Source organism: Peribacillus sp. JNUCC 23 (genome assembly GCF_053653995.1).
Genome location: NZ_CM132202.1, coordinates 4312833 through 4338713 on the forward strand (window position 1 = coordinate 4312833; position 25881 = coordinate 4338713).

Annotated in this window: 23 protein-coding genes and 1 riboswitch; of the genes, 2 read left to right on the forward strand and 21 right to left on the reverse strand. The window is 38.4% G+C overall.

All coding sequences use genetic code 11. The annotated features are described in order from the left end of the window. Window positions 1-3: 3 nt before the first annotated feature. From JNUCC23_RS20710 to JNUCC23_RS20800, 19 genes are all read right to left on the reverse strand, one after another. Window positions 4-1137, reverse strand: a complete 1134-nt coding sequence (locus tag JNUCC23_RS20710) for a hypothetical protein (protein ID WP_454213313.1) — start codon at window positions 1135-1137, stop codon at window positions 4-6. 377 nt (window positions 1138-1514) lie between these two features. After that, window positions 1515-2153: a hypothetical protein gene (locus JNUCC23_RS20715; RefSeq protein WP_454213315.1), complete on the reverse strand. Its 639-nt coding sequence runs from the start codon at window positions 2151-2153 to the stop codon at window positions 1515-1517. Window positions 2154-2216: 63 nt separating this feature from the next. Then, window positions 2217-2759 carry a hypothetical protein gene (locus JNUCC23_RS20720; RefSeq protein WP_454213317.1) on the reverse strand — a complete coding sequence of 181 codons (543 nt, stop codon included), beginning with the start codon at window positions 2757-2759 and terminating at the stop codon, window positions 2217-2219. Between the two features lie 38 nt (window positions 2760-2797). Then, a complete protein-coding gene (locus JNUCC23_RS20725) occupies window positions 2798-3622 on the reverse strand; it encodes a flagellin N-terminal helical domain-containing protein (protein ID WP_454213319.1) in 825 nt (274 codons plus the stop codon). Between the two features lie 151 nt (window positions 3623-3773). Further along, entirely contained in the window at window positions 3774-4004 is a 231-nt protein-coding gene (gene csrA / locus JNUCC23_RS20730) for a carbon storage regulator CsrA (RefSeq protein ID WP_049683195.1), read from the reverse strand. Beyond that, a complete protein-coding gene (fliW, locus tag JNUCC23_RS20735; protein ID WP_454213321.1) occupies window positions 4004-4444 on the reverse strand; it encodes a flagellar assembly protein FliW in 441 nt (146 codons plus the stop codon). Before fliW ends, csrA begins: the two co-directional genes overlap by 1 nt. Before the next feature lie 6 nt (window positions 4445-4450). Then, on the reverse strand, window positions 4451-5026 hold the full coding sequence (locus JNUCC23_RS20740; protein ID WP_454213323.1) for a DUF6470 family protein: 576 nt from the start codon (window positions 5024-5026) through the stop codon (window positions 4451-4453). A 146-nt stretch (window positions 5027-5172) separates the two neighbouring features. Next, complete coding sequence (gene flgL / locus JNUCC23_RS20745; RefSeq protein WP_454213325.1) at window positions 5173-6075, reverse strand: flagellar hook-associated protein FlgL; 903 nt, start codon at window positions 6073-6075, stop codon at window positions 5173-5175. A 14-nt stretch (window positions 6076-6089) separates the two neighbouring features. Beyond that, window positions 6090-7721 (reverse strand): flagellar hook-associated protein FlgK, encoded by a 1632-nt coding sequence (flgK, locus tag JNUCC23_RS20750; protein ID WP_454213327.1) that lies wholly within the window; start codon window positions 7719-7721, stop codon window positions 6090-6092. A 36-nt stretch (window positions 7722-7757) separates the two neighbouring features. Next, window positions 7758-8246 (reverse strand): flagellar protein FlgN, encoded by a 489-nt coding sequence (locus tag JNUCC23_RS20755; protein WP_454213329.1) that lies wholly within the window; start codon window positions 8244-8246, stop codon window positions 7758-7760. 37 nt (window positions 8247-8283) lie between these two features. Further along, window positions 8284-8550 carry a flagellar biosynthesis anti-sigma factor FlgM gene (gene flgM / locus JNUCC23_RS20760; protein ID WP_062185569.1) on the reverse strand — a complete coding sequence of 89 codons (267 nt, stop codon included), beginning with the start codon at window positions 8548-8550 and terminating at the stop codon, window positions 8284-8286. Between the two features lie 152 nt (window positions 8551-8702). After that, window positions 8703-9116, reverse strand: a complete 414-nt coding sequence (locus tag JNUCC23_RS20765; RefSeq protein ID WP_454213331.1) for a TIGR03826 family flagellar region protein — start codon at window positions 9114-9116, stop codon at window positions 8703-8705. A 202-nt stretch (window positions 9117-9318) separates the two neighbouring features. Next, window positions 9319-9948, reverse strand: coding sequence for a ComF family protein (locus JNUCC23_RS20770; protein WP_454213333.1), 630 nt, complete (start codon window positions 9946-9948; stop codon window positions 9319-9321). A 79-nt stretch (window positions 9949-10027) separates the two neighbouring features. Further along, window positions 10028-11428, reverse strand: a complete 1401-nt coding sequence (locus tag JNUCC23_RS20775; protein ID WP_454213335.1) for a DEAD/DEAH box helicase — start codon at window positions 11426-11428, stop codon at window positions 10028-10030. 183 nt (window positions 11429-11611) lie between these two features. Next, complete coding sequence (locus JNUCC23_RS20780) at window positions 11612-14128, reverse strand: EAL domain-containing protein (RefSeq protein WP_454213337.1); 2517 nt, start codon at window positions 14126-14128, stop codon at window positions 11612-11614. Window positions 14129-14350: 222 nt separating this feature from the next. After that, entirely contained in the window at window positions 14351-16060 is a 1710-nt protein-coding gene (locus JNUCC23_RS20785; protein ID WP_454213338.1) for a methyl-accepting chemotaxis protein, read from the reverse strand. Between the two features lie 161 nt (window positions 16061-16221). Then, window positions 16222-16310, reverse strand: a riboswitch (cyclic di-GMP riboswitch). A 567-nt stretch (window positions 16311-16877) separates the two neighbouring features. Beyond that, complete coding sequence (locus JNUCC23_RS20790; RefSeq protein WP_454213340.1) at window positions 16878-17720, reverse strand: DegV family protein; 843 nt, start codon at window positions 17718-17720, stop codon at window positions 16878-16880. 458 nt (window positions 17721-18178) lie between these two features. Further along, window positions 18179-18865, reverse strand: a complete 687-nt coding sequence (locus JNUCC23_RS20795) for a response regulator (RefSeq protein ID WP_403075818.1) — start codon at window positions 18863-18865, stop codon at window positions 18179-18181. Between the two features lie 37 nt (window positions 18866-18902). After that, window positions 18903-20057: a sensor histidine kinase gene (locus JNUCC23_RS20800; protein ID WP_454213342.1), complete on the reverse strand. Its 1155-nt coding sequence runs from the start codon at window positions 20055-20057 to the stop codon at window positions 18903-18905. A gap of 864 nt (window positions 20058-20921) precedes the next feature. Here JNUCC23_RS20800 and JNUCC23_RS20805 point away from each other — a divergent pair. Both JNUCC23_RS20805 and JNUCC23_RS20810 read left to right on the forward strand, forming a co-directional pair. Then, window positions 20922-21554: a YigZ family protein gene (locus JNUCC23_RS20805; RefSeq protein WP_454213344.1), complete on the forward strand. Its 633-nt coding sequence runs from the start codon at window positions 20922-20924 to the stop codon at window positions 21552-21554. Between the two features lie 136 nt (window positions 21555-21690). Then, complete coding sequence (locus JNUCC23_RS20810; protein ID WP_454213346.1) at window positions 21691-22713, forward strand: LCP family protein; 1023 nt, start codon at window positions 21691-21693, stop codon at window positions 22711-22713. Between the two features lie 143 nt (window positions 22714-22856). Here JNUCC23_RS20810 and JNUCC23_RS20815 read toward each other — a convergent pair whose 3' ends face one another. Both JNUCC23_RS20815 and murJ read right to left on the reverse strand, forming a co-directional pair. Beyond that, a complete protein-coding gene (locus tag JNUCC23_RS20815; protein ID WP_454213348.1) occupies window positions 22857-23921 on the reverse strand; it encodes a glycosyltransferase family 4 protein in 1065 nt (354 codons plus the stop codon). 418 nt (window positions 23922-24339) lie between these two features. Beyond that, entirely contained in the window at window positions 24340-25857 is a 1518-nt protein-coding gene (gene murJ / locus JNUCC23_RS20820) for a murein biosynthesis integral membrane protein MurJ (protein ID WP_454213350.1), read from the reverse strand. Window positions 25858-25881 lie beyond the last annotated feature (24 nt).

Consider the following 25881-nt stretch of genomic DNA (forward strand, 5'->3'; position numbering starts at 1 on the left):
TAATTAAAAAGAACCGTCGTCAAAACCAATTTGTTTCATAATACCACTCATAAAGAATGGCTTAATGCTATTAACCTTTATATCATGGATAACAAATGCACAAGGGGAATTAAACTTTTCCTTTTTATACCTCCTATATTGAAGTAAATCAATATGTTCATCATAAGATTCTAATGCTTTATATTTTCCTACATATTTTCCTTCTTCATCCTTTACAAAGATTTCATCGTATTCGCAGTTCATAACACGTATATTATCTTTATCTACATCATTCACAAATAGAATTCCTATTTCATCAGCCAACCTATCAATATCAGCACATTCTATAAAAATGTTGGTAAATGTATTTTGAGCATCACCATTTATACGTTGTCCTTCAAATTTAATTTGATGATATCTCCTATCTCTCATAGCCAAATTACTTATCTCATTTTTAACGTTTCCTATCAATAAGTCCAAATGACTTTCAATAAATGAATACGTCTGGGCTACAATTGTATTTATATCCTGCTCTTTAAATGGCTCACCCTTTTTTACAAAACTACCAATTAGGTTTTTCCCCGAATTATCTAATATACCTCTAGAAATAACTAATTTAGCATCAGAAATGTGTTTAACTTTATTATTAAATTCACTAATGTATGCATACTCTACAGAACTTTTAATGAAATCCATTTCCGTTTTTACTGCTACAAAATTTGGTTGTATTATTAATTTAGTTAATACACGGGGAAAATCAACCCGCTCAATATCCATCGGATTTTCTGCTAACAAAGTAAGATTAATAAATTGTGCTATAGAATCTAAGGAATTTCTCAAATACTGAAAAAAATCTTTAATGTATTTATCAAGTAAAAAGTAATAGCTTACACTTTTCCCTAATATATCTACCTTCCATTTTGGAAAGTCATCTATTTTAAAACTGTACTGTCCTTCTTCTCCTAGCTTGTTCCACCTCTCTTCATTCTTTTGTTCCTGTTCTTCATCCATTGCATCTAGTAGCCTTCTTATTAAATCCGAACAATATTCCGCAGTCTCTAAATTTTTTATGCTATTAGTTACAAACTGCCATGAATCATACACTTTATATTCTAATAACAAGTTTCTCAATTCTACATCACAATTTAAAATAGTCATTCAAATCCTCCTTTTATTAATAAGCAATTCTTTACAATCTAATATATCAGAACAGTAAAAAAAGACCCTAGAAAATCTAGGGCCTCTCTCATATCTAAAATTAACGAAGAAGTTGTAGAACTCCTTGTGGTTGTTGGTTCGCTTGCTTTGCGACTGCATCTTTCGATGACAGAATAGAATTCTTTTTTGGTACATCATTTCTTTCGCCATCGTGCGAATATTTTATCTCACAAATGACCAGACTATATCTTCACCATCTAGTAATCTAGTAACATACTTCAGATTCATAACACTAGTATTCGCGAAACATTTTAAGAAACATAATTTTTCAGGGCGTCACAGCGAACAAACCTAAACAATAACCACCCAATTAGGTATTATGGAGTAGTGTTAGCTACTGGAGTAAATGTATAAACAGAAGTTACAGTAATTTCATCTGCAGCTGTCCAAGGGTTTCCAACAGGATTAGCAACTGCTTTTCCATCATATTTAAGTGTAGCTTTTCCAGTTGTTTCTGGTAAAGTCGCTAATTTAACACTTGTATTCTTACCTGTAATATTAACTTTTCCATTTTGTGGATGAACAGTTCCTTCAGCTACCTCTGCTGTTACCATTAAGTTTAACTCTACTGTTTTTGTTGTTGTAGTATTAGTAACGGGTCCCAAAATTGCAAGTTTACCCACTGCACCTTTAATGGATGCTACCGTTGATTTTAAGCTTACATCAACAGCTATATCACTCTCATTTTTAATTTCTGCTGCTGCGCTAACAATTTGCCCTGCATCTCCTATGTTGTATGGATTAACAATAAATCCATGGCTAGAAGGAAGTGTAACTTTGATTGTAGGTAATTCTAGAGAAGCTTCACTTACTACTGACTGTCCTGTTACTCCACCATCAACTGTTTCAATAGGTGTTCCTGCAACTGCATCTGGTGGTGTCGTGTCTGCAAATGCTGGTACAGCCGTTGATAATACTAACGCCCCTGTTAATAATAATGTACTAAATTTCTTCATATCAAATCTCTCCACTCTTTTTTAATATTGGAAACTTCTTGTCTTCTCCCATACATAGTGCTATTACTTCACTATAATCTCAATCCCAACGCTTGCTTGTTCTACTACTTGCTTTTCTTCATTGATTAAATTATAAGTGATTGTAGCTGGGTGAGTACCTTTTTCCAGTTTTTTATCTAACTCCATGGTCTTTATCGCATTCCCTCGTGGGATAACACCTGTCTGCCCAATGATGCTTTGGGTCTCATCCAAAAACACAGTTACGAACATATCATTACGATTGGCAATTGGGTTTTCTAAATAAATCTCCCCAGTTTTGCTATTTTCTTCAACAATCATAGTAACGTTCATGTTTAAAGAGACATTTCCTTCATCAACTTGTTTTTGTAATTCCGCAAGTGTTTCATTAATGCTTTTTCCACCTTCTGCGACAAATACATTTGAGTCTTGCTCAATTGATTTAAATAATCCAGTTTCTTCTTCTTGTTGCTGTTGCTTATCTTTGCTTACTAATTGATATGCTATGACGCCACCTACCATAATTAATAAAGCAAGTAATAAAATAATGACTGCCAGTAATGGTTTTTTTGTTGTTTTTACATCCATACTATCTTCCCCGTCTAGCTTTACTATTTTAAATTAAATTATCTTAATAATTGAAGAACCCCTTGTGGTTGTTGGTTCGCTTGAGCTAACATAGCTTGAGCAGCTTGAGAAAGAATTGAATTCTTAGTTTGGTTCATCATTTCTTTCGCCATATCTACGTCACGTACACGAGATTCAGCTGCTGTTAAATTTTCTGAAGCGTTATTTAAATTGTTAATTGTATGTTCTAAACGGTTTTGAAGTGCTCCAAGATATGAACGACCTGAAGAGATAGATTCAATTTGTGTTTGAACCGCAGTGATAGCAGCATCAGCACCTGTTTGACTTGAAATATCCAAAGCAGCAACCGCAGTATGTGCAGCTGATACATCAACACCCGCAGTAGTAAAATCAATATCAATTGTTTGAGATGCATCAGCACCTACATGAATTTTGCCATTAGCATCTGAACCGTCTAATAATTTTTTCGTATTGAATGTTGTATTGTCTTTAATACGTTCTATTTCTGATGAAAGTTGATCGAATTCATCTTTTAACGCTTTACGATCCGCATCTACGTTTGTATCATTTGACGCTTGAACAGCTAGTTCACGTTGACGTTGAAGAATAGAATGAACTTCGTTAAGTCCACCTTCAGCAGTTTGGATTAAAGAGATACCATCTTGAGCGTTACGAGAAGCTTGGTCTAATCCACGAATTTGTCCACGCATTTTTTCTGAAATTGCTAGACCTGCAGCATCATCTCCAGCACGATTAATGCGAAGACCTGAAGCTAGTTTCTCCATTGATTTTGATTGGTTTGCTGTTGCACTTGATAACTGACGATGTGTGTTTAATGCTGCGATATTGTGATTAATAATCATGTTTGTTTCCTCCTTGAGTTTTAAGTTCCACGTCCTTGTGGGATTTGGCGTTGAAAGATGATCAAGTCGGCCGCCTGTGTCACCTTCCAACGCTCTATTAGTAATATCGTCACTTAAATTTAATAGTTAATAGATTTTGTAACTTTTTTTACTACTTTTTCTTAAAATAGTCACTTAAATTTGAAAGCAGAGTGGATTTCGTGTTAATCGCTTCATTATTTTCCTGCTGAATGGCCAGATAAATTTCCTTCCGATGAATCTCTACCTGTTTTGGAGCGTTGATGCCCAGTTTAATTTGTTCACCTTCAACTGCTAAGATTGTGATTTCGATGTCATTGCCAATCATAATCGATTCATTGAGTTTTCTAGTTAAAACGAGCATCATTTCTCCTCCTGTTCTGGAGAAGGAATAAGTAATTCGCGGATGGAGTAGTTGCTAGAATTCATAATGAACTGCTTTCCTAATTGATTGCTCATATTCAAAACAATCGGTGCCTGAAGGTTCGCTGTTGTTTCGTTGAATGGATCTCTTACCGTTAATATGACATATATAGAGACATCTTTTTCTGATTCGATCTGTAAGTCCGATAATACATCTTGAGATACCTTCACTTCATAGTTCTGGAATAATTCAAATGGACTACTCATGATAAAAGCTATTTCCCTTGTTTTCATTGATTGTAAAACGATAAAGGGTGTCCCCTCTAATGGAAGCAAGGCAAACTTCTTCTCATCACTAAAGCCTGGTATCCCAGTTTCAAATGTAAAAAGATCTTTTTCTTCGATTTCTACTTCACCATGAAATTTTGTCTGTACTTTCATTTACTTTCACCCCGTCACTTCTGGAAATAGATTGATAAAGTCAATATCCAGTGAATTTTTTTCTAGTACCTCAACATTTAATTCTCCAGGTGTATATTCATGAATTGGTTTTTGGGTCTCTGCACGAATAATTGGTTTTTGAGGGGTTGCTTCAATATTTACTTCTGCCGGCTGATAATCGATTTGCACGCTGAAATGGGATGGAATCCAGCCAACATTAAATTGCTTCTGAGGCCTTGAACCGTTTTGCTTTGCAAGTGAGGCGATTGCATTTCCACCTTTTTCAATATGCCTAAGTTCTTGACCTTGACTTGATCTTCTTGCCATCCCATCCAGCCAATCTTGATAACCGAGCTGTGCAAATTCTTCCACGCGTTTTGATAGATTCTTTAAATCCATATCTTCTCTTGCCTTTGTCTGATCAATGGAAAGTTTTCCCGGTGTTGTTTGAATTTCGAGTATCGCTTTAGGTTGTTCAATCGACTGGATTGCTGAAGGCTGTTCAATTTTTTGGACAGCCTTCTTTATATCTAAACCGGTCCTAATAAAATTGGACTGTAACCTGATCTGTGGTAGTTGCATAGTCTCTACTCCTTAAAAGAAAAAGGTTGGGCCAACAAAACAAGCAAAGGGCCAGATCTCGCAACTACTCTATACAGTATAATTTAAGTGTAGGTAACACTATAGACTGTGTATGGAGTGCGAGATCGGACCCTTTATAAGCATCCTTATCTTAGAAAATCAATTAACGATGGCTGAATAACTCTTGAGCCTACACTTAATGCGGCACTGTGGATGCTTTCTTGTGTCGTTAAGTCCATGATTGCTTTTTCAATGTCAATGTCTTCATTCTTAGACATGACTGTTTTCGCAAAGATTTCTTGTTGGCCTAATCGTTCTGTCATCAGTTCGATACGATTTTGTCTGGCTCCCACTTGTGAACGAGTGGTCAAGAACGAATCGATCGTTCCATCTATATCATCTAATAAATCGCTGATATTGGGATCATTATTTTCAAGTGCGTCAATAATTTTTTGAATACTTCCATCACTTTTAAGGGCATCGCCGAATGTACTTGAAGCATCTGTATTAATTTGAATTTTAATGCCAGAGAATACCTCAATCTCAATCGCAGCACTTCCGTATACAATATTCCCAGTAGGATTATTGATAGGATCCTTTGTTGCGTCAGACTGCGATGGCTTAATATTAGTATTCTGTCCATTGAAGATGTATTTGCCGCCAATTTGCGTATCGCCAATTGTAATAAGATGATCCTTTAATTCTTTAATTTCCGCAGCAATACTTTCACGTTGTTTCTCTTCATAGGTTCCATTACTCGCTTTGACTGTTAATTCTCGAATTCGCTGTAGAGCACTCGTTGCCTGATCCAATGCATCATCCGTACTGCCAATCCAGTTTTCCGCTTCACCAATGTTACGAGTAAACTGCTCAATTTGACTTACATCTGTACGATAAGTCATCCCCATCATCGCAGCAACTGGATCATCGGATGGTTTCGTAAATTTCTTTTGCGATGAAATTTGCTCCTGTAGCTTCCCTAATCGATCATAGCTCGAGCTTAAGTTACGAAGCATATTATTAGAAAGCATTGATTGTGTTACGCGCATTATTGTTTCCCTCCTTATCTGCCGCCAGTTCCTAAGCCATTAACAATTTTATCAAGCATTTCATCCATCATATTAATCACTCTAGATGAAGCATTATAGGCCTGCTGGAATCGAATCATGTCTGTCATTTCTTCATCGAGTGAAACTGCACTAACTGATTGGCGGTTATAATCGACTGAATTTGCTAGGATCGTTGAATTTGTGTGATTTTTCGCTGCACCTTGAGAGTCTACACCCATTGCTCCAATAATACCTGAATAGAAGGAGTCTAGACTGCCAGTCAGCCCATCTGGTAACACGTTCCCATTACCATTACCATCAATTTGATAATAACTATATTCACTGAAGTTAAGCTTCTTTAAAGCAGCTAATTTTTGCGCATTTTCATTATCCGCTGATGCACCGCTCATTCCGCCTGCAGCAATCAAAGTTGGGTCATTTAAAATTTCATCGCGTACTTTGATACCCTCTGCTGGATGCTTGCCTGCTATAATTTCAAAGAAATCTTTTTCATTACCCGCTTTTTTTATAATTGTTCCATCAGCAGCTGTATCAGTTTCTTCATTTAAGGCAAAACCTCGTTTATGAATCGCATTGAACTCATTCATAAATGCTTCCGTCATGTTATTTAACTTCTTAAGCATATCTGGATATCTTCCTTCTATTGAAGACGTAACTCCATCAGTCTTCAAATAACCATAACTCTCAATTAACCCAGCAAGCTGTCCCGAAAAACTCGTATCCTTTACAAGCCTATCTCCAAACTTCACGCCATTAACCATCTTCGGCATTGTATTTTGATCGTAAGATACTTCCACCTTGGTAATCCCCAGAATACCTGATTTATTCACACTTACTAGATTCACAGGTGGCGTATACGATGTCCCGTCTCTTGTAATGAGTTCAATATTGTAAAGCCCCTCTGCGATTGACTTCGCATTTCCATAATCACTCGGTATTACATTTGTAACTTTGATATTAACAAGTTGCGAAAGGCTATCCACTAGTGAATCACGTTTATCGTATAAGTCATTAGGCAAGTAGCCATTTGGCTCTACTTCGCTAATTTGTCGATTAACTTCACTAATATTCTCAAGAATAGAGTTAATCTCCTGTTCCTTAACTGTAATTTGGTTACCGATATCCTTCTGCACACTCGTTAAAGAGTTATAGTAATAATTCAAAGTGTCAGCAACCATCTGACCACTTGCTGCTACAACTGAGCGAGCACCTGAGTTTTCTGTATTTGTAGATAAGTCCTGCAATGATTTCCAAAACTTGTCGAGAGTTGCTTGCAAACCGGTTTCTGTCGGTTCGTTCATGATTCCCTCCATCTTGACAAGTGAATCACTAAGCGTACCGTAATAGCCTACTTTATTTGCTTGATTACGGAATTGTATATCAAGAAAGCTTTCACGCACGCGTTGCACCGACTCCGCTTGAACACCGGTACCCAATTGCCCCGCTACCATCGGGCTGTTCATACCTGGTGTAGGAAAAGCTGTTGTTTGGGCAAAATTAACCCGCTGCCGAGTGTATCCAGGTGTATTTGCATTGGCGACGTTTTGTGACATCGTATATAAAGCGCTTTGCGAAGTATTCAAACCCCTCTTAGCGGTTTCAAGACCCATAAAGGTTGAGATCATAATATAAACCTCCATTTCTATTAAAATATCAAGCGATTATGCTTGTGAATCAAATACGCTTTTTGCGTTTCGTTGTTTATTCTGAACAGGCTTTTCATAATTATATTCCTGTGTTCGTGGTCTAAACATATCAAGTGATACATTGATGAACTGTAACGATTGATAGATTAGCTGCTGGTTCAGTATATTTGCTTCTTTCAATGCAATAGCTTCAGACATAAGCACGGCTCTTAAACGTTCCAATTCCTGCTTTTCAGAGATATCCACCAATTCGATGATATCTGTCATTGTCGCTTTCGTCATTTCAGAATTGCCCTCTTGCAAAAACTTCCCGACAGCAGCTTCTCTTTCCTGATCAACCATCGCAATTGCTTTCACATATTTCTGTTCTTCATTCAGCAAGGCAGTGAGGGCATCCATATCACTTCGCTTGATGATGTCGGTTTTTCTTGATGCTAGTTCATTTAAGCCTTTATGGAGCTTAATCAGTTTTTCTAAAGCCGTGATGATGTGTCCAGTAGACATTCCGTGGTTTCCTCCTCTGCCTCACTATTTTCGTTCATTATTTCTTAAAATAGTAATCCAAGATACTTTTCGCTGTATCTTCTGCGTTCAATTTATAATGACCCGCTTCGTATTGCGCTTTTAATTGATCAACCTTTTTCTGTCTTTCCAAATGAATCTGGGATGTTTGCTGAAGTTCTTTGGCTGTGGAGGATATTTCAATCTTATCCGTTGCTTTAGCGGAAGATGTCTTTGCACTGTCTACTTTAGGTTGTTGACGATTATATGGGTTTACTCCCGATGGTCCAAATTGATTAATCTTCATCTCGCAATCCTCACTTTCGGCTTATTGATGACTCCCTTGTTTACTATTATCGGTTAAAATTTTGTTTTTTTTATTGTTTTCGATTGACAATCTTTTCATGGAATTGTCGAATTAGGCTTTTATTAACTTACCTTATACATGTAGAAGGATGTCTATTCATCCATTCTACTGTAATAGGCATTTTGACGCTCACGTTCCGCGATTTCTTGTTTGCGCTGTTCTTCTTTCTGGACCTCTGCTAAATCGGTACGAATCAAGTTTGTACAATTCCCACAAATTCTTCCCTCTTTAATCATCGTTCCACATTTTTCACATGGATATCCAAGATTCGGAAATTGTGACAAACGCAATCTACCCTTTTTTACAAATTTAATAAGCAATTCTTCTTCTACACCTGTTCCGTCTACTACTTGCTGCATCGTTGCAGTACGATTGGCGGCTTTGCGAATATATTTATAGACGATATCGAATTTCGTTTCTTCTTCTTTATAACAGGCATCACATACATCACGAAATTTAGATTTCACAAACAATGTATTGCAATTTGCACAATTCGTTAATTCCATCTTACTGATCCCCTTTCAGGAAACCTGTACTCTTTACCTAGTATATCGACTGTAATAGGGCAAACATTAAGGGGTTCATAAAAAATACCGATGAGCATCTGATCTAAGGTCCAACGATAAAAAAAGTCCAAGTTCTAAAAATTACATCACCTTTTGAAAGTGGCGGTGCGAAGCTGATTTTTGCGAAGCTCCGACCCTATTCCTATCTAGCAAGTGTGAGTGACCTTATTTCAGTTGCACCTGCGAGTTTGAGCACTTTAGCGGCATGTCTTAATGTTGAGCCGGTTGTGTAAATATCATCGAGTAAGAGGATTTTCTTTCCTGCTACCAACTCAGGATCGGTGATCTGAAAGACTTGTGGTAAATTAATCCGGTCGCGACGAGATTTCTTTGATTGTTTTTCTGAATGAATTCTCGTAAGTGGCTGGATACATGTTTGCCCTGCAGTTATCGCTAATGCTTCTGCTTGATTAAAGCCCCGCTCCAGCAGCCGTTCGCTGCTTAGAGGAATGATAGCAATAGAATCAAACGCTAATTTTAGAAGCGTATCCTTTATAAAAGAAGAAAATGCCTCAGCAATGGCATAGTCACCACGATATTTGAATGTAGCGATGCTTTCTTTCATAAAATCATTATAATGAAAAAGCGACTGATTTTCCGTTAAAAATCCTTGCCATTTTGGGTCCTGTTCCCAACGGTGGCAATCCAAGCAAAGCGTATCTCTGCGGAACTCAGCTGACAAGACTCGGGAGCATATTTGGCACAACTCGCCGTTGATCGGATCAAGCTTTCCTATACAATCCACACAGATCAACATCTCCGGTTCCTTCATCAGCAAATTCTTCCACGATACCTTATCTGTTATTTCTTGATTACAAAGCAGACAGAGACGCAAGTTTAGGATGGACAAATCAAACATCCAGCAACCCTCGTTTGCTTGCTTCACGGTTCATGTTTTCAATATGCAAAACAGCTTTCACCATTTCCTCGCTTTTACCATAATGAAAAAAAGTAATAGTCCCAGTCGGATGATCCGCGCTTCTGCCTACTCTTCCGGCAATCTGAACAAGGGCACTTTCTGCAAACACTTGATGCTCTGCGCCAATGACGGCGACATCCAATTTATAAATCGTCACACCTCGTTCCAAAATCGTCGTTGTTAGCAATCCAGGAACCTCTCCATTACGAAGCTGGGTGACCTTTTCTTTTCGCTCAGGATCTTCCGAATAGACAGCAAGTAGACCGGGTTCGATTTCTTGAAACAGAGGCAGGCTTTCTTTCATTACTTGAATGCTTGGGAAAAATAAGAGGATGGGGATATTGCGTTCAATCCGGTTACGAACCCAGGATTGGATTTGTGGAGGAATTTGCTTTTTCTGAAACTGCTTTTGCCAATTGCCGCTCCATTTCATCGTCGGAACAGGAATCGGCTTTCGGTGGTAGCGTGCTGGGATCGTTACCGCTTGAAGTGTCCCTTTTCGATATTCCTGCTGCATCTTTCTTGAGGGGGTGGCAGTTAAATAGATCGTCGCAGAGGTTTGCTTTTTCGCTTTCTGTACTGCTTGCTGAAGGGAAGTGTCCACGGAATACGGAAAGGCGTCAACTTCATCGATAATGATCGTATCGAAAGCATTGGCAAAACGATAAAGCTGGTGTGTTGTCGAAACAGTGAGGGGGGCGGCTACATGCCTATCTTCACTACCACCATACAGAGCAGCGACTTTGACGTTTGGAAAAGCTCGTTTAAGTCGTGGCGCAAGTTCGAGCACCACGTCTGTTCGCGGTGTGCAAATGCAAACTCGTTTACTGCTTAAAATCGCTGTCTCAATTCCTTTGAACAGCACTTCGGTTTTTCCAGCTCCGCAAACCGCCCAAATCAGCACTTCTTCATTTTGTTCAACTGCCGTGACCACTCGATCTGACGCTGTTTTTTGCCCATCAGAAAGTGTACCGTCCCAAGCCATTCCTTTAGGAGGCATTGGAAAAATTAGTTCAGGTCCCGTCCATGAATAAAGCTCAGCACATTCACTTACCCGCCCCATCAAGATACAGGAACGACAATAGGTGCAGTTTTTTTGACAAATACTGCAGGGAAATGTGTAAAACAGCTGTTGATTTCGATTGCTACAGCGCGAACAGCGATATTTGCCGTTTTCACGAAAGACACCTACCTTTGTGGCAACATAACCTGATTCGATATGTTCTGTAAGCAATTCAAGAGAAAAGGGAATTTCAGCAGCAAGCAAGAATCGACCCGATAAGTGGTGCTGCAGTTTCGAGGAATACGGGGTATTAACATGAGGGGAAATCATTAGGAAATAACCTCCTATTTATTTTTTATCATCTTTTATATTCGCTACCAGATAAATGGATTCCTGCCAAATATGGGGGTGTCCTAAAATAGGAAGGGTCAGACCCCGCAACAATTTAATACAGTATACAACAAGGCATAAAACCCTATATACTAATTTAAGATGCGAGGTCAGACCCTATCATTAATTCGGCTGGAGGATTCTTTGTTGCAAAAGTGTTTTAAATTCTTCATTTGGAACTGGACGACTAAATAAATACCCTTGAATTTGATGGCATTCTTCTTCTTTAAGGATGTTTAATTGCTGAAGCGTTTCAACACCTTCTGCGACTACCTTTATTTGCAATCCTTTTGCTAAATAAATAATCGATTTTGCGATAAACATATCTTGATCACTATGAATCATATTTTGAATGAACGATTTATCAATTTTTATCACATCAAACGGAAATTGAGTTAAATAAGCAAGAGACGAATACCCTGTACCAAAGTCATCTAAAGAGATGGTGATCCCCATTTTCTTTAATGAATTCATCGTGTTTTTCGCTGCTTCTTTATTGTTCAAACAAGAGCTTTCGGTCAATTCAAATTCGATATCTTGTGGATGAATACCAGCTTCTTGCACCGCTTTCTCTATTGTGTGCAGCCAGTCTTGTTTCATAAAATGGACAGCGGAAATATTAATCGAAATCGGCACCGTTGATAGTTGTTCTTCTTTCCATTCCCTTATCTGTTCACATACTTCTCTTAAGACCCAATCATCGATATGGACAATTAAGCCGTTTTCTTCGGCAATTGGCAGGAATTCCATCGGTGATATGTGTCCCCACTCTGGATGGTTCCAACGTATAAGCGCTTCAGCACTCAGCATTTCACCTGTACAACTGTCGACCCGAGGTTGAAAATGCAACGTCATCTCGTTATTTTCCAATGCCTTTCTTAAGTCTCGTCCTAAGCTATACGATTTATAAGACTCGATGCTGCTTGATCGAGAGATAATATAATACTTACTTTCCCCTTGTTTCTCCGCTTTGTTTAACGCAATATCAGCATTACTTAATAAGTCTGAGCTATCTATGCCATTATCCGGAAAAGTACTAATTCCAATACTTATAGTGACATATAATTCATGGCCGTTTATCAAAAATGGTTCAAGTAAACCATCGATTATTTGATTAGAAATCAGTTCAAGTGATTCAATCGATTCTACGTTCGCGACTAAAACACCAAATTCATCGCCACCGAGACGAGCAAACATATCATTTGCTGGTACTAGTGAAGCAAGACGAGCAGCAATTTGACATAATAATTCATCACCACTTGGGTAGCCGATTGTATCATTGATATATTTAAAATGATCAATATCAATGATCATGACAGCAAATTTTCTGTCACTATTCGCGTACTCAGTCGCAAGTCGTTGTATTTTATCATTAAAATGTCTTCGATTTGGCAGTTGTGTTAAATGATCATGATAAGAAATATGCTTCACTTTTTCATGTAACAGATGTTGCTCTGTCATATCAGTAATGAGACCGTCTAATTGAATAAACACGCCGCTATCATCTAAAGTAGGAATCATATAATCTTGAATCCATTTAATATCACCGTTTTTATGAATGATACGGTATTGATGACGAACGGTGTTTCCTTTTGCTAACTCATCGTGTAAATCCATGTATTGTTGCCAATCCTCAGGATGAACGATCGTTGACCATGAAGTATTATACTCCATATCATCTGCCAAATAGCCACAGATTTGTTCAATCCCTTGCGAATAAAGGATAAATTGTCCAGTCTGCATATTAACAGACCAAACCCCTACATCAAGATTATTATAAACTTTGGAAAACTGCTGTTCTTTTTCCGTGAGCTTGAACTCAATCTGTTTACTGCTCGTAATATCTCGAATGTATCCAATTACACGAACGGGTAGACCCTTTTCGTCAAAAATGACTTCTATTTGCACATACACATGACGGATGGCCTGATCTCTTCTCATAATTCTACATTCAAAATGAGCACTACCATTGTTAAGTAAAGTTTGCTGGAAGGCAAGTTCAAGTTTGGGCTGATCATCAGGATGGACAAACTCAAGAATTTGCTTATATGTTGGAGAAAAGTCTTCCTCTTCACTAATTCCCAGAATCAGACGCTTTTGTTTCGAGCAATACGTGCGATTGCTCATCATATCGTAATGGAAACTGCCAATATTGCCGATTTCTTCAATGGTATTAAAGTTTTCTTTAGACAGATAAAGCTCTCTTTCCCGTTCCTCTAGATCCGTAATATTTTTTATAATTACATACACTTCCATGCCATCAGATGTAGCGATCGGAACAATGGTAACATTCGTATAGCGAGTGTTCCCATTCTTGCAAAGGACTAAGCAATTGAACCTGTTTGTTTGACCTAAGAGAGCTTCTTCGAAATATTGTTTTTGTTCATATGTATAATCTTGTATAAAATCTTCTAAAAATGATTCATCGAAGTCTTGTTCCGTATAGCCAAACTGCTGGGCAAATGCTTCGTTATAGGTTAGAAGATTCCCACTGACGTCCAATTTGATAACCGCATTCAGGTGATCGATAATGAGAGAATGAAAGTCTTCCTCTCTGGTCATTGAATTCATGCTATTTTTCTTGGTTCCCCCCTGAAAAGACTCGTTCATTTCAATAATCCCTCTCATTCTGCATTTCATTATTGATCACCAAAAAAGAATATTAATTTTAGTAAATAGAATCTACCTTTTATGTTTTTATTTGTTAATACTACCACACTTTCAAACTAAATGATTCCGATAGAAAAAGCAAAAAAAGAAAGGGTCAGACCTTACATCTACTACATTTCGTTTATATGACATGTAAATGACACAATAAACGATGTATAGAGTGTGAAGTCAGACCCTTAATAAAACTTCTTATTACACTTTAAATCTGCCAATTTGCTCTTGTAATTCTTCAGCCATGTGTGAGAGTGTGGCTGCGGATGATGTGATTTCTTCCATCGATGCCAATTGCTCCTCCGTTGCAGCTGCTACATTTTGTGTGCCTGATGCCGCTTCTTCGGCAATTTCAGCTAATATTTTTTCTGTTTGGAGGACTTGTTCAGACCCTGCTGAAAGCTGTTGGGAAGCAGCAGACACTTCCTGTAGTTGCGCCGATATCTCATCAATAGAATAGCGAATTTGCGCAAAGGATTCCCCTGCTTTATTCACTACGCCAATGCCATCAGTCACTTCACTAGTTGTTTGTTCCATAGATTGAACAGCGGAGTTTGTCTCATCTTGAATTAATGTAATAAGGCCAGAAATGCTCTGAGCTGATTCAGCAGATTGTTCGGCTAGTTTGCGTACTTCGTCCGCTACTACAGCAAATCCTCTGCCATGTTCACCTGCTCTTGCCGATTCGATCGCAGCATTTAATGCGAGTAGATTCGTCTGCGAAGCAATATTTGTGATCGCTTCTATGATATTGCCAATCTCTTTTGAACGTTCACCTAATCCTTTTATAATTTGTGATAATTGCGTAACCGTCAGATTAATCGAATTCATTTGTTCGATCGTCGTTTGAATCGCTTCATTACCCTCCACGGCTTTTTGTGAAGTATCGACCGAATTGGCAGATATACCTTGGGCATGAGAAGCAATCTGTTGAATACTTAACGCCATTTCGTGTACGACCTTCGAACTCTCTTCTGTGCTTCTCACCTGCTGTTCTGCTCCTTGCGCTACTTCCTGAATGGTGTTTGCAATTTGCTCACTCGCCTTACTTGACTCTTCTGAACTCGCTGTCAACTCTTCAGAGGCAGCAGCCACTTGTTCAGAAGTAATATTTATCTGCGTCATCAACTCGCGTAATTTCAATATCATCTTATTAAAAGAAAGCGTTAATTGGCCGATCTCATCTTTGGAGTGATAGCTTCCTTCAACGGTTAAATCGCCATTTTCCGCACTTTCCATAAGTGTCTGCATTTCTTTAACCGGATTAGTAATCATCCGAGTAATGATAAATCCAACCACACCTTTTATCACAATCGTAAGAATGATGATAATGATAATAAAATTCTTACTATCTTGAGCGCTTGCTGTATTGCTTTTAACTAGGTCATCCGCATATTTCTCCAAATACACGCCTATTTCATTCATTAATGAATTGGACTTTTCACGTGCAGGCTGTGCGTCTTGCTTGTATTTTGTATACGCTACATCCTTATCACCTGCAAGTGCCAATTTAAATACATTCTCTACCTCATTCAAATATCTCTGATACTCGGTCTTAAATTGAGATAATTGTTCCACCTCAATTTCAGATAAAAGACTTTTATCTAACGCCTGTATCAACGTTTCATTATCCTTCTTTAACGCGTCAATTTGGCCTTTTAATACCTGAATCTCTTTTGTATTGGATGTAAGCAACAACTCGAGTGCACTATTATCAATTGCCCGTGTGTTTATACGAATTTGACTTTGCCATTTTACAGGAAGCAAAGCATCCCAATACATTTGATCTGATTTTTTATCCATTTGATTCAAATTGTAAAATCCAGTACCACCAATCACACCAAAGATGATAAAAGAAATAAGTATTAGTACGAGCAGTTTCTTACCGATTGCAGCATTACGTAATCCCATGATTCCTACTCCTTTTCTGTACCTTTTAAAGTTAGTTTCAAATTCATTTGAGCAAAAAAGAGACAGAGTCCAGCTATACCTGGACTTATTTCAGATAGTCTCTCACTCTATCAAAAAAACGATTATGAAAATTTAGCTTGGCCCATTTATTTAGATATCCTTTTGGCAACCTGGCGATCCTTGTCCACAAGTGACTTTAGACCCACGGCTTTGCGTCCTCCCCTTTCGATGAAGTTTGCTATTTTCTAGAATGGTAAAGCGGCACTACGAACCCGATTGTTTTAACTAAACCTCTGTTTACGCATCGATAAATTTCACTGTATCCGACCAACCGGGGATTTATGGGCTTCTAAACCAGGATAAATCCTCCATATATAGATGCATCGAAATTATACCATGGTCATTACCAAGAAGACAGAACCTCCTCTTCGTTTTGCAAGTAATCCTTTCATACTAGTTTCGATAACAACACGACTGAGTCTAAATTATCATAACAGAGGAGTGCACCAATTTTTTTAAAAAGGAACGATGCTCGGAGTTCAGCCTAAGATTGACGGAGAACCCGCCGAATTTAGGAAGTTGCCCGAGGATTAGGGGCGTAAATATGGGTAGGTGGTTAGTAATTAAGGAGATTTGGGGAGTAATTCCTAAAAGTTGAAGAGTAAACCACCAAGTGTTATAAAACGCACAGGACTTAGGGAGTAAGCGACTTCCTGATGCATCATTATGTAAAATGGCAAGAATTAATCCAATCTGATGGTTCATACTCCAATAAAGTCAAAAACGCCCACCCCATTTCTGAGGTAAGGCGCTCCGTTTACAGCTTATACCAGCCCATCGCCATCGATCCTTCACCAAGATGTGTGCCAATAACAGGTCCGAAATAGCTTATATCGAATTCTACATTTGGATAAATCGCTTCGAGTTCCTCTTTCCAATCTTTCGCTTCTTCTTCACGTTTTGCATGAATAATCACCGCTTTATACATGCCACCTTGAGCCACATCTTGGCCGAGTAAATCTGCGATTCGCTTCATAGCCTTTTTCCGAGTTCGGATTTTTTCAAAAGGAACGATTACTTTGTCTACAAAATGGAGAATTGGTTTGACTTGAAGGAGACTGCCAATCAATACCTGTGCGCTGTTTAGACGCCCTCCACGCTGTAAATGTGCCAAGTCATCCACCATAAAATAGGCACGTGCTGATTGCTTGATGACTTCCAAACGAGCAAGAATTTCGTCTGGTCCTTTTCCAGCTAAGGCCATCTTGGCTGCTTCAAGAACATAGAACCCCTGAACATAACAGCTGATTTCTGAATCAAAGGCGTACACATCTAGACCCTCAACCATATCTCCTGCACTGATCGCGCCTTGATACGTTCCGCTAATTCCACTTGATAAATGGATACTCACGACTGCATCATACTCTTTCGCTAGTTGCTCATATTTCTCGATAAATAAACCTATTGGTGGCTGAGAGGTTGTCGGGAGCTTGTCCTCCGTTTTGACCACATCGTAAAACTCATCCGCCGTTATATCAATTTCTTCACGATACGCCTCATTACCAATCACTACCTGAAGCGGAACCATATGTATATGAAATTGTTTACGTATTAGTTCTGGGATATATGCGGTACTGTCCGTAACAACTGCCGTTTTCATAAAACATTACCATCCTTATTTCATTATTCTCGTTTATACTTAATCACTATTTTATCCCGCATTAACGGGCAGTAAAGCCCCTACCTCAAGGCTTATAGGAATCGTAGGTGGAGGATGAAACCCCACTAATTGAAGTTTCACTTTATACGATACCGTCTCTGCTCGCATCATAATGTTGTGGTACCTTTAACAGAAAGTCGCCAAAACAAATGTGGGTCTGCAATTTTAAGTTTAGATCGTGAGCCCTTGGATTTGGATTGCGAAACGTCATTCCCGGCGCGTGAAAGTCAGATTTCGAATCGCGGGACCTCAATTAGGCGTAATAGGTTCTTTCTTTTGTCCTGTCTGAAATCCCCCAAGCAAAAATCGCCCAGTCTTAATCGTTGTAACATCGATTAAGCTAGACGATTTCCTTTGGCCTCCTCCAACAATTCAGCTGTGGATGTCCAATCATTACTTTATTTCACTTCAACCCAACCGTTTTTAATCGCTGAAATGACAGCTTGTGTACGGTCATTGACATTCATTTTTTGCAAAATATTGCTGACGTGGTTTTTTACAGTTTTTTCACTGATAAATAGTGTTTCACCGATTCCACGGTTACTTTGGCCATCTGCTAGAAGCTGAAGTACTTCACATTCCCGGCGCGTTAATAAATGAAGTGGTTTTCTAATTTCAGGAATATATAGGGAAGATTCTCTCTCTGTCATCTGCTCAATAGCAATTCGACGATATTCTTTCACTAGATTGTGAGTAACTTTCGGATGTAGGTACGATCCGCCGTCTGCCACTACCTTCACCGCTTCTACTAAAGCATCTGCGTCCATTTCTTTTAACAAATACCCTTGTGCCCCAGTCTGAAGTGCATGGGTGACATAATTTTCATCATCATGAATCGATAGAATGATAATCTTCACATCTGGATAGCGCTCAATGAGTAATTTAGTTGCCTCCACGCCGCTTACTTGTGGCATATTAATATCCATGATCACCACATCTGGTCGGTGCGTTTCTACTAAATTCATCGCCTCACAACCGTCGTCACCTTCTGCAACTACATCAAATGCAGATTCAAATTCCAGGATTTTTTTTACACCTTCACGAAAAAGCTGATGGTCGTCTATAATGACAATACTTGTTTTCAATCGTGGTTCCCCCTTTGTCCTCTTACCATATCTAAGTTTAGTATTCTATACGATCATTCAATGGCACCTTTACTGATACGAGTGTCCCTACTCCTTGATGCGAATCAATCGTCATTTCACCTTCCAACAGCTCGACACGTTCCTTCATCCCCATTAATCCAAATGAGCCTGCTTTTTGAACATCAGAATCGAAGCCAATTCCATCATCCCTCACCATAACAATGACCATTTCTTTCGTCATCGATAGCTTGACTTGGATGCTTTTCGGTTCCGCATGCTTCAACGCATTTTGAATGGATTCTTGCACGAGGCGAAATAGCGCGACTTCCATATCAGATGGCAGTCTTTTTTCTTCGCCTAAGTTTATAAACGTCATTTGTATACCGTAGTTGTAGTCTTCAGTCGTTTGTAGGTATTTTCTTAGGGTAGGTATTAACCCTAAATCATCAAGTGCCATTGGACGTAAATCATAAATAATTCGGCGCACCTCATACAGTGCATTTCTAACCATCACCTTCAAGTTTCGAATTTCGATGATGGCCTCGTCGCCGCCTCTTTCCCGATAAATACGGTCAATTAAATCGGATCGCATCATGACGTTTGCCAGCATCTGTGCCGGTCCATCATGAATTTCACGGGAAAGCTTCTTACGCTCTTCTTCCTGAGCCTCAATGATTTTTAAGCCAAAGTCCTGTTTGCGTTTCGCATCTTCAAGCGCTGGAGCCACTTGTTTCAAATCACTTGTTAAGTAATTCAAGACAACTGAAATTTGTGAAACAAGATGCTCGGCCCGATCAATCGTCTGTTCAAGTCCGCGCAACCTTCTCTCTAAATCATCCCTACGCAGCCGCAATTGTTTCTCGATTTGACTGTTCATCTGTAAATCCGCTTGAAGCTTATGCGCAACCTCATAAGCATCACGAACTTGTTGTTCAGAAAAATCATTGAAATACTCGCTCACTTCCGAAAGACGCTTTCTTGATAATCGGGCTTTTTTTTCGAGAATATCGCATTCTTCTATCACGATGGCAACCTGGATCTTCACTTCTTCAAGCTCCTTCGTTATCTCTTCAAACTCACGAAGGCATTGCTCTTGTATTTCAAATATCTCAACTTTGCTGTCTCCAACAGTCGTGATCATCGTTTCAACTATCATGTCCAAAGCTTTTACATCCATTTTTTTTAAGGACATTTAGATTCCTCCGATTACATCCAGCCTTTTGGTTGGTTTATCCTGTACTATAACGCCAATTGACAGACTTTCACTTCATTGAATAATAGGTATCTAATACTTAGTAGTAATTACCAAGGTCGATTGTCATGCAAAACCTAAATGGCGTTAAAACACCACCCGTTACTGTGAAGGATCGATCATTAAGCACGCAATATTATTCTTATCCTATATACGTTCTTGTAGCTAGAAGCTATTTTGACTTTCCCATTGTAACAAAGAAAGACACCGATTTACTATATCTATTATCCTAATCCATCCTATACAATAGAAGCAAACCATGAATGACTCCATTATACCTAAAAATAGGATAGCCGGATAAGGTATTGTAACAGAACCCCTTGCAGCTCTAAGATTCAAACACTACAAGCTTGCCTTTAAAAAATCCAAGCTTGCTTTTTCATACATAATATTCTTTTAAGCATATCCCTATTATCTAGATATAGAAAAAGCTATAGAACATTAGACCTTATTATACCATGAAGAAAACGGCCTAATATTAAAGTTTCTTTACATACCTTACTATCCCATGACTTTTAAGAAAAAGGAACGACTTCCTTCATATTATCGTGCAATCCCATGCCTATCGAACATTGCAGCCCCATAGCGAAAGCCTTATAATGAAGGAAAAACAAACTACTAGTGCGTGTTCAAAAAGGAGGATAAAAAGAGCCGAGAAGTTCGAGGTGCGCATCTCGAGAGGACCGGAACGTATGCAGTAATACGTGAAGACCAGAGAGACAGAGCTTTGATACAATTCAACAGCTATTTTTATTGGACTTTTTGAACATCCTCTACTATTTTTTAGCAAAGAAAGGAGCTATTATGCTACAATCCTACCTTACTGTAAAAGGAAACGGGAAACATGAGATCATCATTGAAAAATCCCGCTTCATTTCTCATATTGCGCGTACCGAATCAGAAGAAGAAGCTCAAGTCTTCATTCAACATATAAAAAAATTGCACAAAGACGCCACACATAACTGTTCTGCCTATTTAATCGGTGAGCATGATCAAATCCAGAAGGCACTTGACGATGGTGAACCAAGCGGGACAGCTGGCGTTCCTATTCTTGAGGTATTGAAGAAAAAGGGCCTAAAAGACACCACAGTCGTTGTTACTCGTTATTTTGGCGGAATCAAGCTTGGCGCAGGCGGTCTGATTCGCGCCTACAGTAAATCAACATCTGAAGGAATTGATGCAACTGGAGTTGTCGAAAGAAAGCTGATGCGGGTCATTGGCACATATATTGACTATACATGGCTTGGTAAACTGGAAAATGAGCTCCGTTCGTCTATTTATGAAGTAAAGGAAATTCATTATCTTGAGAATGTAATGATTGAAACATATGTAGAAGAGACTGGCAAAGAGTCATTCATGTCTTGGATGACAGAATTGACCAATGGCCAGAACCGAATGGAAGAAGGGGAACAGCTGTACCTTGAGCGAGAAAAATAACACTTTATTTTTTAATCCCCTCCTATTTCCTGCTATAATTCAATTTACGAAGCAGTAAAAAAATTGTAGAATGTTGTAGAGTATAGTTTCCTAGATATACTTCAGTCTGGATACTACCCACGAAGGAGAAAGTAATATGTCAAACCAACGCTTATACAGGGTTACCAAAAGAAGGCGCAAGCGGAAACGTAAAAAACTTGTTGCATGGTTCTTGGTTCCAATTTTATTACTAACTATCACTGGCACTGCCTATGGAGCGTATTTGTACAATAAAGCCGCTTCTACTCTTGATAATTCTTTTGAGTCAATTGGCCTCTCCTCTAAACGTGAAGCGAAGGTCAATCCAAAGGTAGACAATACATCCATTCTATTTATTGGTGTGGATGATAGCGAATCGAGGAATTACAAGGATTCAGCAAGATCTGATGCCTTAATCCTTGCTACATTTAACAAGAAAGATAAATCTATTAAACTAGTAAGCATTCCACGTGATTCATATGTTTATGTTCCAAAAAAAGACAAATATACAAAAATTACCCACGCACATGCATATGGTGGTCCTCAAGTTACCGTCGAAACGGTTGAGCATCTTCTTGATATTCCAGTCGATTACTATGTTCGTATGAACTTCTACGCATTCATTGACGTTGTAAATGCGCTAAATGGAATAGAAGTTGATGTCCCATACGAATTACATGAGAAAAACTCAGCAGACAAACATGATGCTATTCAGCTTCAACCAGGATTGCAGATGCTAGATGGAGAAGAAGCTTTAGCACTAGCACGTACACGTAAGCAGGATAGTGATCTTTATCGAGGTCAACGTCAACAACAGATTATTCAAGCCATAATAAAAAAAGCAACAACAGTTAACGCCGTTACGAAATATCCTGATATTATTGATGCAGTCGGCGGTAACATGAAAACAAATTTAACTTTTTCAGAAATGAAGGCATTTGTTGAGTATGCAACTGCTGGTAATAACCTAGCCATTGAAAACCTTCAGCTTGAAGGAGAGGATAGCAGAGAAGATGGCGCATACGTCTTTAAACTAGATGAAGATAAATTAGGAGAGTTGCAAGATGTACTTAAGAAGCATTTAGGTCTAACAAGCAACTCGAGCGTCAATGCCTATGCTGAAGAAACGAAAGAAGAATAGTTAAACGGCCATCTCCTAATGGATTTGGCCATTTTTTTATGCGAAAGAAAGAGTCTGTCCCAAACTATAGGGACAGACTCCAAAACAACTATAAACAGTTTATAGAATGTGAGGTCAAATCTTTTTAAGTAACCTCTTTTCTATTAACGATCTTTCATTTCATTATTTTTTGAGTTAATTAAGCGTAATAACGGCTGATATTCTTTTCCGATCAAACCTGTCTTCTCAACAATAATTTCAACAGCTAGCAATAGGATTGCAACCATAAAGATCGCGCCCCATGACGTAGCCATCGAGAAAATAAAAGCAGATAATCCACAGCATGCAGCCATTGCATAGATGAGTAGAACCGTTTGTCTATGCGAAAATCCTACTTCAAGTAAGCAGTGATGCAAGTGGGATTTATCCGGTGCCGTCAATGATTTTTTGTGTTTAATTCGACGAATAATCGCAAAAAATGTATCAGAAATTGGAACTCCGAGGATAATAACCGGTACAATCAAGGAAATCATTGTGATATTCTTGAAACCCATAAGGGAAAGTACCGCAATCATATATCCTAGGAATAATGCCCCTGTATCACCCATAAAGATTTTTGCCGGGTGGAAATTATAAAACAAGAAACCAAGTGTGCTTCCTAAAAGGATTAATGCAATACTCATTACAAAAAGATCTCCTTTTAGAATTGCCATACCTGAGATGGTAATTAAAGCAATCGATGAAACACCTGCAGCTAATCCGTCGAGACCGTCAATTAAATTGATAGCATTCGTAATGCCGACCACCCAAAGGATCGTTAACGGTATGGCCAGTATGCCAAAATGAAGCTCGCCCCCGAACGGTAAGTTAATATAATCGACTTGGACACCGCCAATGACGACAACGCCCGCCGCAACAATTTGGGCAATAAATTTAATTTTAGCTGAAAGTTCGAATAAATCATCGAAAAATCCAGTAATTATTATGATAAAACCGCCAATTAGAAGCGGGATCGTTATGTTTGTTAAGTCATCATTTGGTCTTAAGAAAACCCAGCCGATGAGAAAACTAATATAGATTGCCAATCCGCCTAGACGGGGCATCACTTTCTGATGAACTTTACGATAGTTAGGCTTGTCTGTAGCACCAATTTTGATTGCAAATCTTTTAACTAAAGGTGTAATAAGTAACGACGCCACAAAACATAGTACCAAGGTAAGGTAAGCCATGAAGTACCTCCTTAAGAAATATCATATCCTTTTTAAGATAAAGAATTAGTAAATAAGAACAATTCATTTATTTGGTAATCCAAAATATTCTGTCTTGACGTATTTCTCTTTTTTCCTAGTTTATACAACAAAAACTGATATCATCTATCACATTCTACTTCAATTCTAATAAACTTACAATCTATTTTACTTTTATATTACTACTGATACTTAGTTCCCATCTTTAAACTACTCTATTCAAATAAAATTCATGTCATTTATTTTTAGAAATTGGGGAAACATATATTCAACGGATCTTTTAGGATTATTCACAAGGTTACTCCGTTCACCAACTAGCCTACCAAAAGGTGGCTAGTTGGTAACTCTCGAGGAGGAACTGCAATTATTACCAAAATAAAACTCCCCCGAATCGGAAGTTCTATTTTTTTCTTACTCGAATTTTATTGATTATATTCTGCCACTCTTGAATCCTCAAGGCAATCGATAAGCCGATGAAAGAAAGAACTAATAGGAAGAGTCCAAGTGTCGCATTAAATATGGAAGTGAATGAATTGGAATAATGCGAAAGAATGAGAAAAATCATAATTTGAAATAACGCTAACACACCCATTCTAACTAAGCTTCCATCCAATCTTATATTCAGTTTCAGTTTAGATGGGCCCGCTAGAATCAAGAGAAAAAATTGAAAATAAGCGCTAATTGTAGTGCCCCACGCAATGGCCGTTGCGCCGAATTCTTCAATAAAAAGGACTATAATTAGGATATTAACACCGAACACAGCTATTACACCGCTCAGTACTGGTAGAAACGCTTTTTCCATTGCATAGTAAAACCTAGTCACATAAACGTTTGCTGCATGAGCAAACATTCCAAGTACAAAGATTTTAAGAAGACCACTTGTCATCATGGAAGATTCCTTGTCAAAAGATCCATATTCAAAAATAAGTGTAACGACATCCTCCGTATAAAAGAAAATAAATAAAGTGACTGGTATCATCAAATACAGAAGATAACGTAAGCCATCATTGTAGATGTTCTCAAGTGATTTTGTTTCATTGTTCGCTACTTTAACAGCAATTAATGGATAAATGACCGTCGTTACTGCTGTCATTAAAACGGCTTGAGGCAGCTGGGTCAACTTTGATGCATAATTTAGAGCAGATAAGTATCCTCCTTCTAGTGAAGCTGCAAAAATGCGATGCACTAAGAAATAGAATTGTAACGTGGCACCACCTAAAAGAATCGGGATGCTAATCTTTAAAAATCGCCAAGCATACTCTGGATGACTTATTTTCAATGAAAATCCAATACGGAAATCGTCCTTCTTTAACTCCGCCCATAAAAGTACTGCCATTGCCACTGAACCGATTACAGCTCCCCATGCGTACCCCATCTCTGCAAATATCGGAAAAGCAATAAGCGCAATTACAACAAAGAGTACGTTATTTATAAGCGGTGCCATGGCTGTAGCGCGAAATCTGCCTTTTGTATTCAGTATTCCCGAAAAGTACATAGAAAGTACCAAAAATACAGTGGATACACTCATAATCTGAAAAATTGTAGAAGTCGTCTTTAATTGAGAATCGCTTAATCCTGAAAAAAATAAATTCATCCAGAACAATGGGAATAGAGAAAAAACAAAACTTATCAAAGCCGCTATTAGGAACGTATAGGTAAAAATCACATTAGATAATTCAGCTTTTATCCCATTATCATCCGTTTTGCTATAAACGCTAATAAAGGCGGTCGTGATTGCCCCGCCTACTACAACATATAAGAAGTTTGGAATCGTATAAGCAACAATGACACTATCAGCTATTTCTGAGGTGCCGAAGTGGTAACCTATAACTATTTCTCTTACAAATCCAACTAATCTTGAAAGTAAATTAATAACAGCCACTGCTCCGATAATTGCAAACAAACTTTTTTTCTTCACAGTTTCACCTGACTCCCAATTCTG

What these genes read in the sequence shown, in the direction of transcription:
- JNUCC23_RS20710 (WP_454213313.1), bottom strand. Translation starts at nt 1,137, where the DNA reads ATGACTATTTTAAATTGTGATGTAGAATTGAGAAACTTGTTATTAGAA.
- JNUCC23_RS20715 (WP_454213315.1), bottom strand. Translation starts at nt 2,153, where the DNA reads ATGAAGAAATTTAGTACATTATTATTAACAGGGGCGTTAGTATTATCA.
- JNUCC23_RS20720 (WP_454213317.1), bottom strand. Translation starts at nt 2,759, where the DNA reads ATGGATGTAAAAACAACAAAAAAACCATTACTGGCAGTCATTATTTTA.
- JNUCC23_RS20725 (WP_454213319.1), bottom strand. Translation starts at nt 3,622, where the DNA reads ATGATTATTAATCACAATATCGCAGCATTAAACACACATCGTCAGTTA.
- csrA (WP_049683195.1), bottom strand. Translation starts at nt 4,004, where the DNA reads ATGCTCGTTTTAACTAGAAAACTCAATGAATCGATTATGATTGGCAAT.
- fliW (WP_454213321.1), bottom strand. Translation starts at nt 4,444, where the DNA reads ATGAAAGTACAGACAAAATTTCATGGTGAAGTAGAAATCGAAGAAAAA.
- JNUCC23_RS20740 (WP_454213323.1), bottom strand. Translation starts at nt 5,026, where the DNA reads ATGCAACTACCACAGATCAGGTTACAGTCCAATTTTATTAGGACCGGT.
- flgL (WP_454213325.1), bottom strand. Translation starts at nt 6,075, where the DNA reads ATGCGCGTAACACAATCAATGCTTTCTAATAATATGCTTCGTAACTTA.
- flgK (WP_454213327.1), bottom strand. Translation starts at nt 7,721, where the DNA reads ATGATCTCAACCTTTATGGGTCTTGAAACCGCTAAGAGGGGTTTGAAT.
- JNUCC23_RS20755 (WP_454213329.1), bottom strand. Translation starts at nt 8,246, where the DNA reads ATGTCTACTGGACACATCATCACGGCTTTAGAAAAACTGATTAAGCTC.
- flgM (WP_062185569.1), bottom strand. Translation starts at nt 8,550, where the DNA reads ATGAAGATTAATCAATTTGGACCATCGGGAGTAAACCCATATAATCGT.
- JNUCC23_RS20765 (WP_454213331.1), bottom strand. Translation starts at nt 9,116, where the DNA reads ATGGAATTAACGAATTGTGCAAATTGCAATACATTGTTTGTGAAATCT.
- JNUCC23_RS20770 (WP_454213333.1), bottom strand. Translation starts at nt 9,948, where the DNA reads ATGAAGGAACCGGAGATGTTGATCTGTGTGGATTGTATAGGAAAGCTT.
- JNUCC23_RS20775 (WP_454213335.1), bottom strand. Translation starts at nt 11,428, where the DNA reads ATGATTTCCCCTCATGTTAATACCCCGTATTCCTCGAAACTGCAGCAC.
- JNUCC23_RS20780 (WP_454213337.1), bottom strand. Translation starts at nt 14,128, where the DNA reads ATGAAATGCAGAATGAGAGGGATTATTGAAATGAACGAGTCTTTTCAG.
- JNUCC23_RS20785 (WP_454213338.1), bottom strand. Translation starts at nt 16,060, where the DNA reads ATGGGATTACGTAATGCTGCAATCGGTAAGAAACTGCTCGTACTAATA.
- JNUCC23_RS20790 (WP_454213340.1), bottom strand. Translation starts at nt 17,720, where the DNA reads ATGAAAACGGCAGTTGTTACGGACAGTACCGCATATATCCCAGAACTA.
- JNUCC23_RS20800 (WP_454213342.1), bottom strand. Translation starts at nt 20,057, where the DNA reads ATGTCCTTAAAAAAAATGGATGTAAAAGCTTTGGACATGATAGTTGAA.
- JNUCC23_RS20805 (WP_454213344.1), top strand. Translation starts at nt 20,922, where the DNA reads ATGCTACAATCCTACCTTACTGTAAAAGGAAACGGGAAACATGAGATC.
- JNUCC23_RS20810 (WP_454213346.1), top strand. Translation starts at nt 21,691, where the DNA reads ATGTCAAACCAACGCTTATACAGGGTTACCAAAAGAAGGCGCAAGCGG.
- JNUCC23_RS20815 (WP_454213348.1), bottom strand. Translation starts at nt 23,921, where the DNA reads ATGGCTTACCTTACCTTGGTACTATGTTTTGTGGCGTCGTTACTTATT.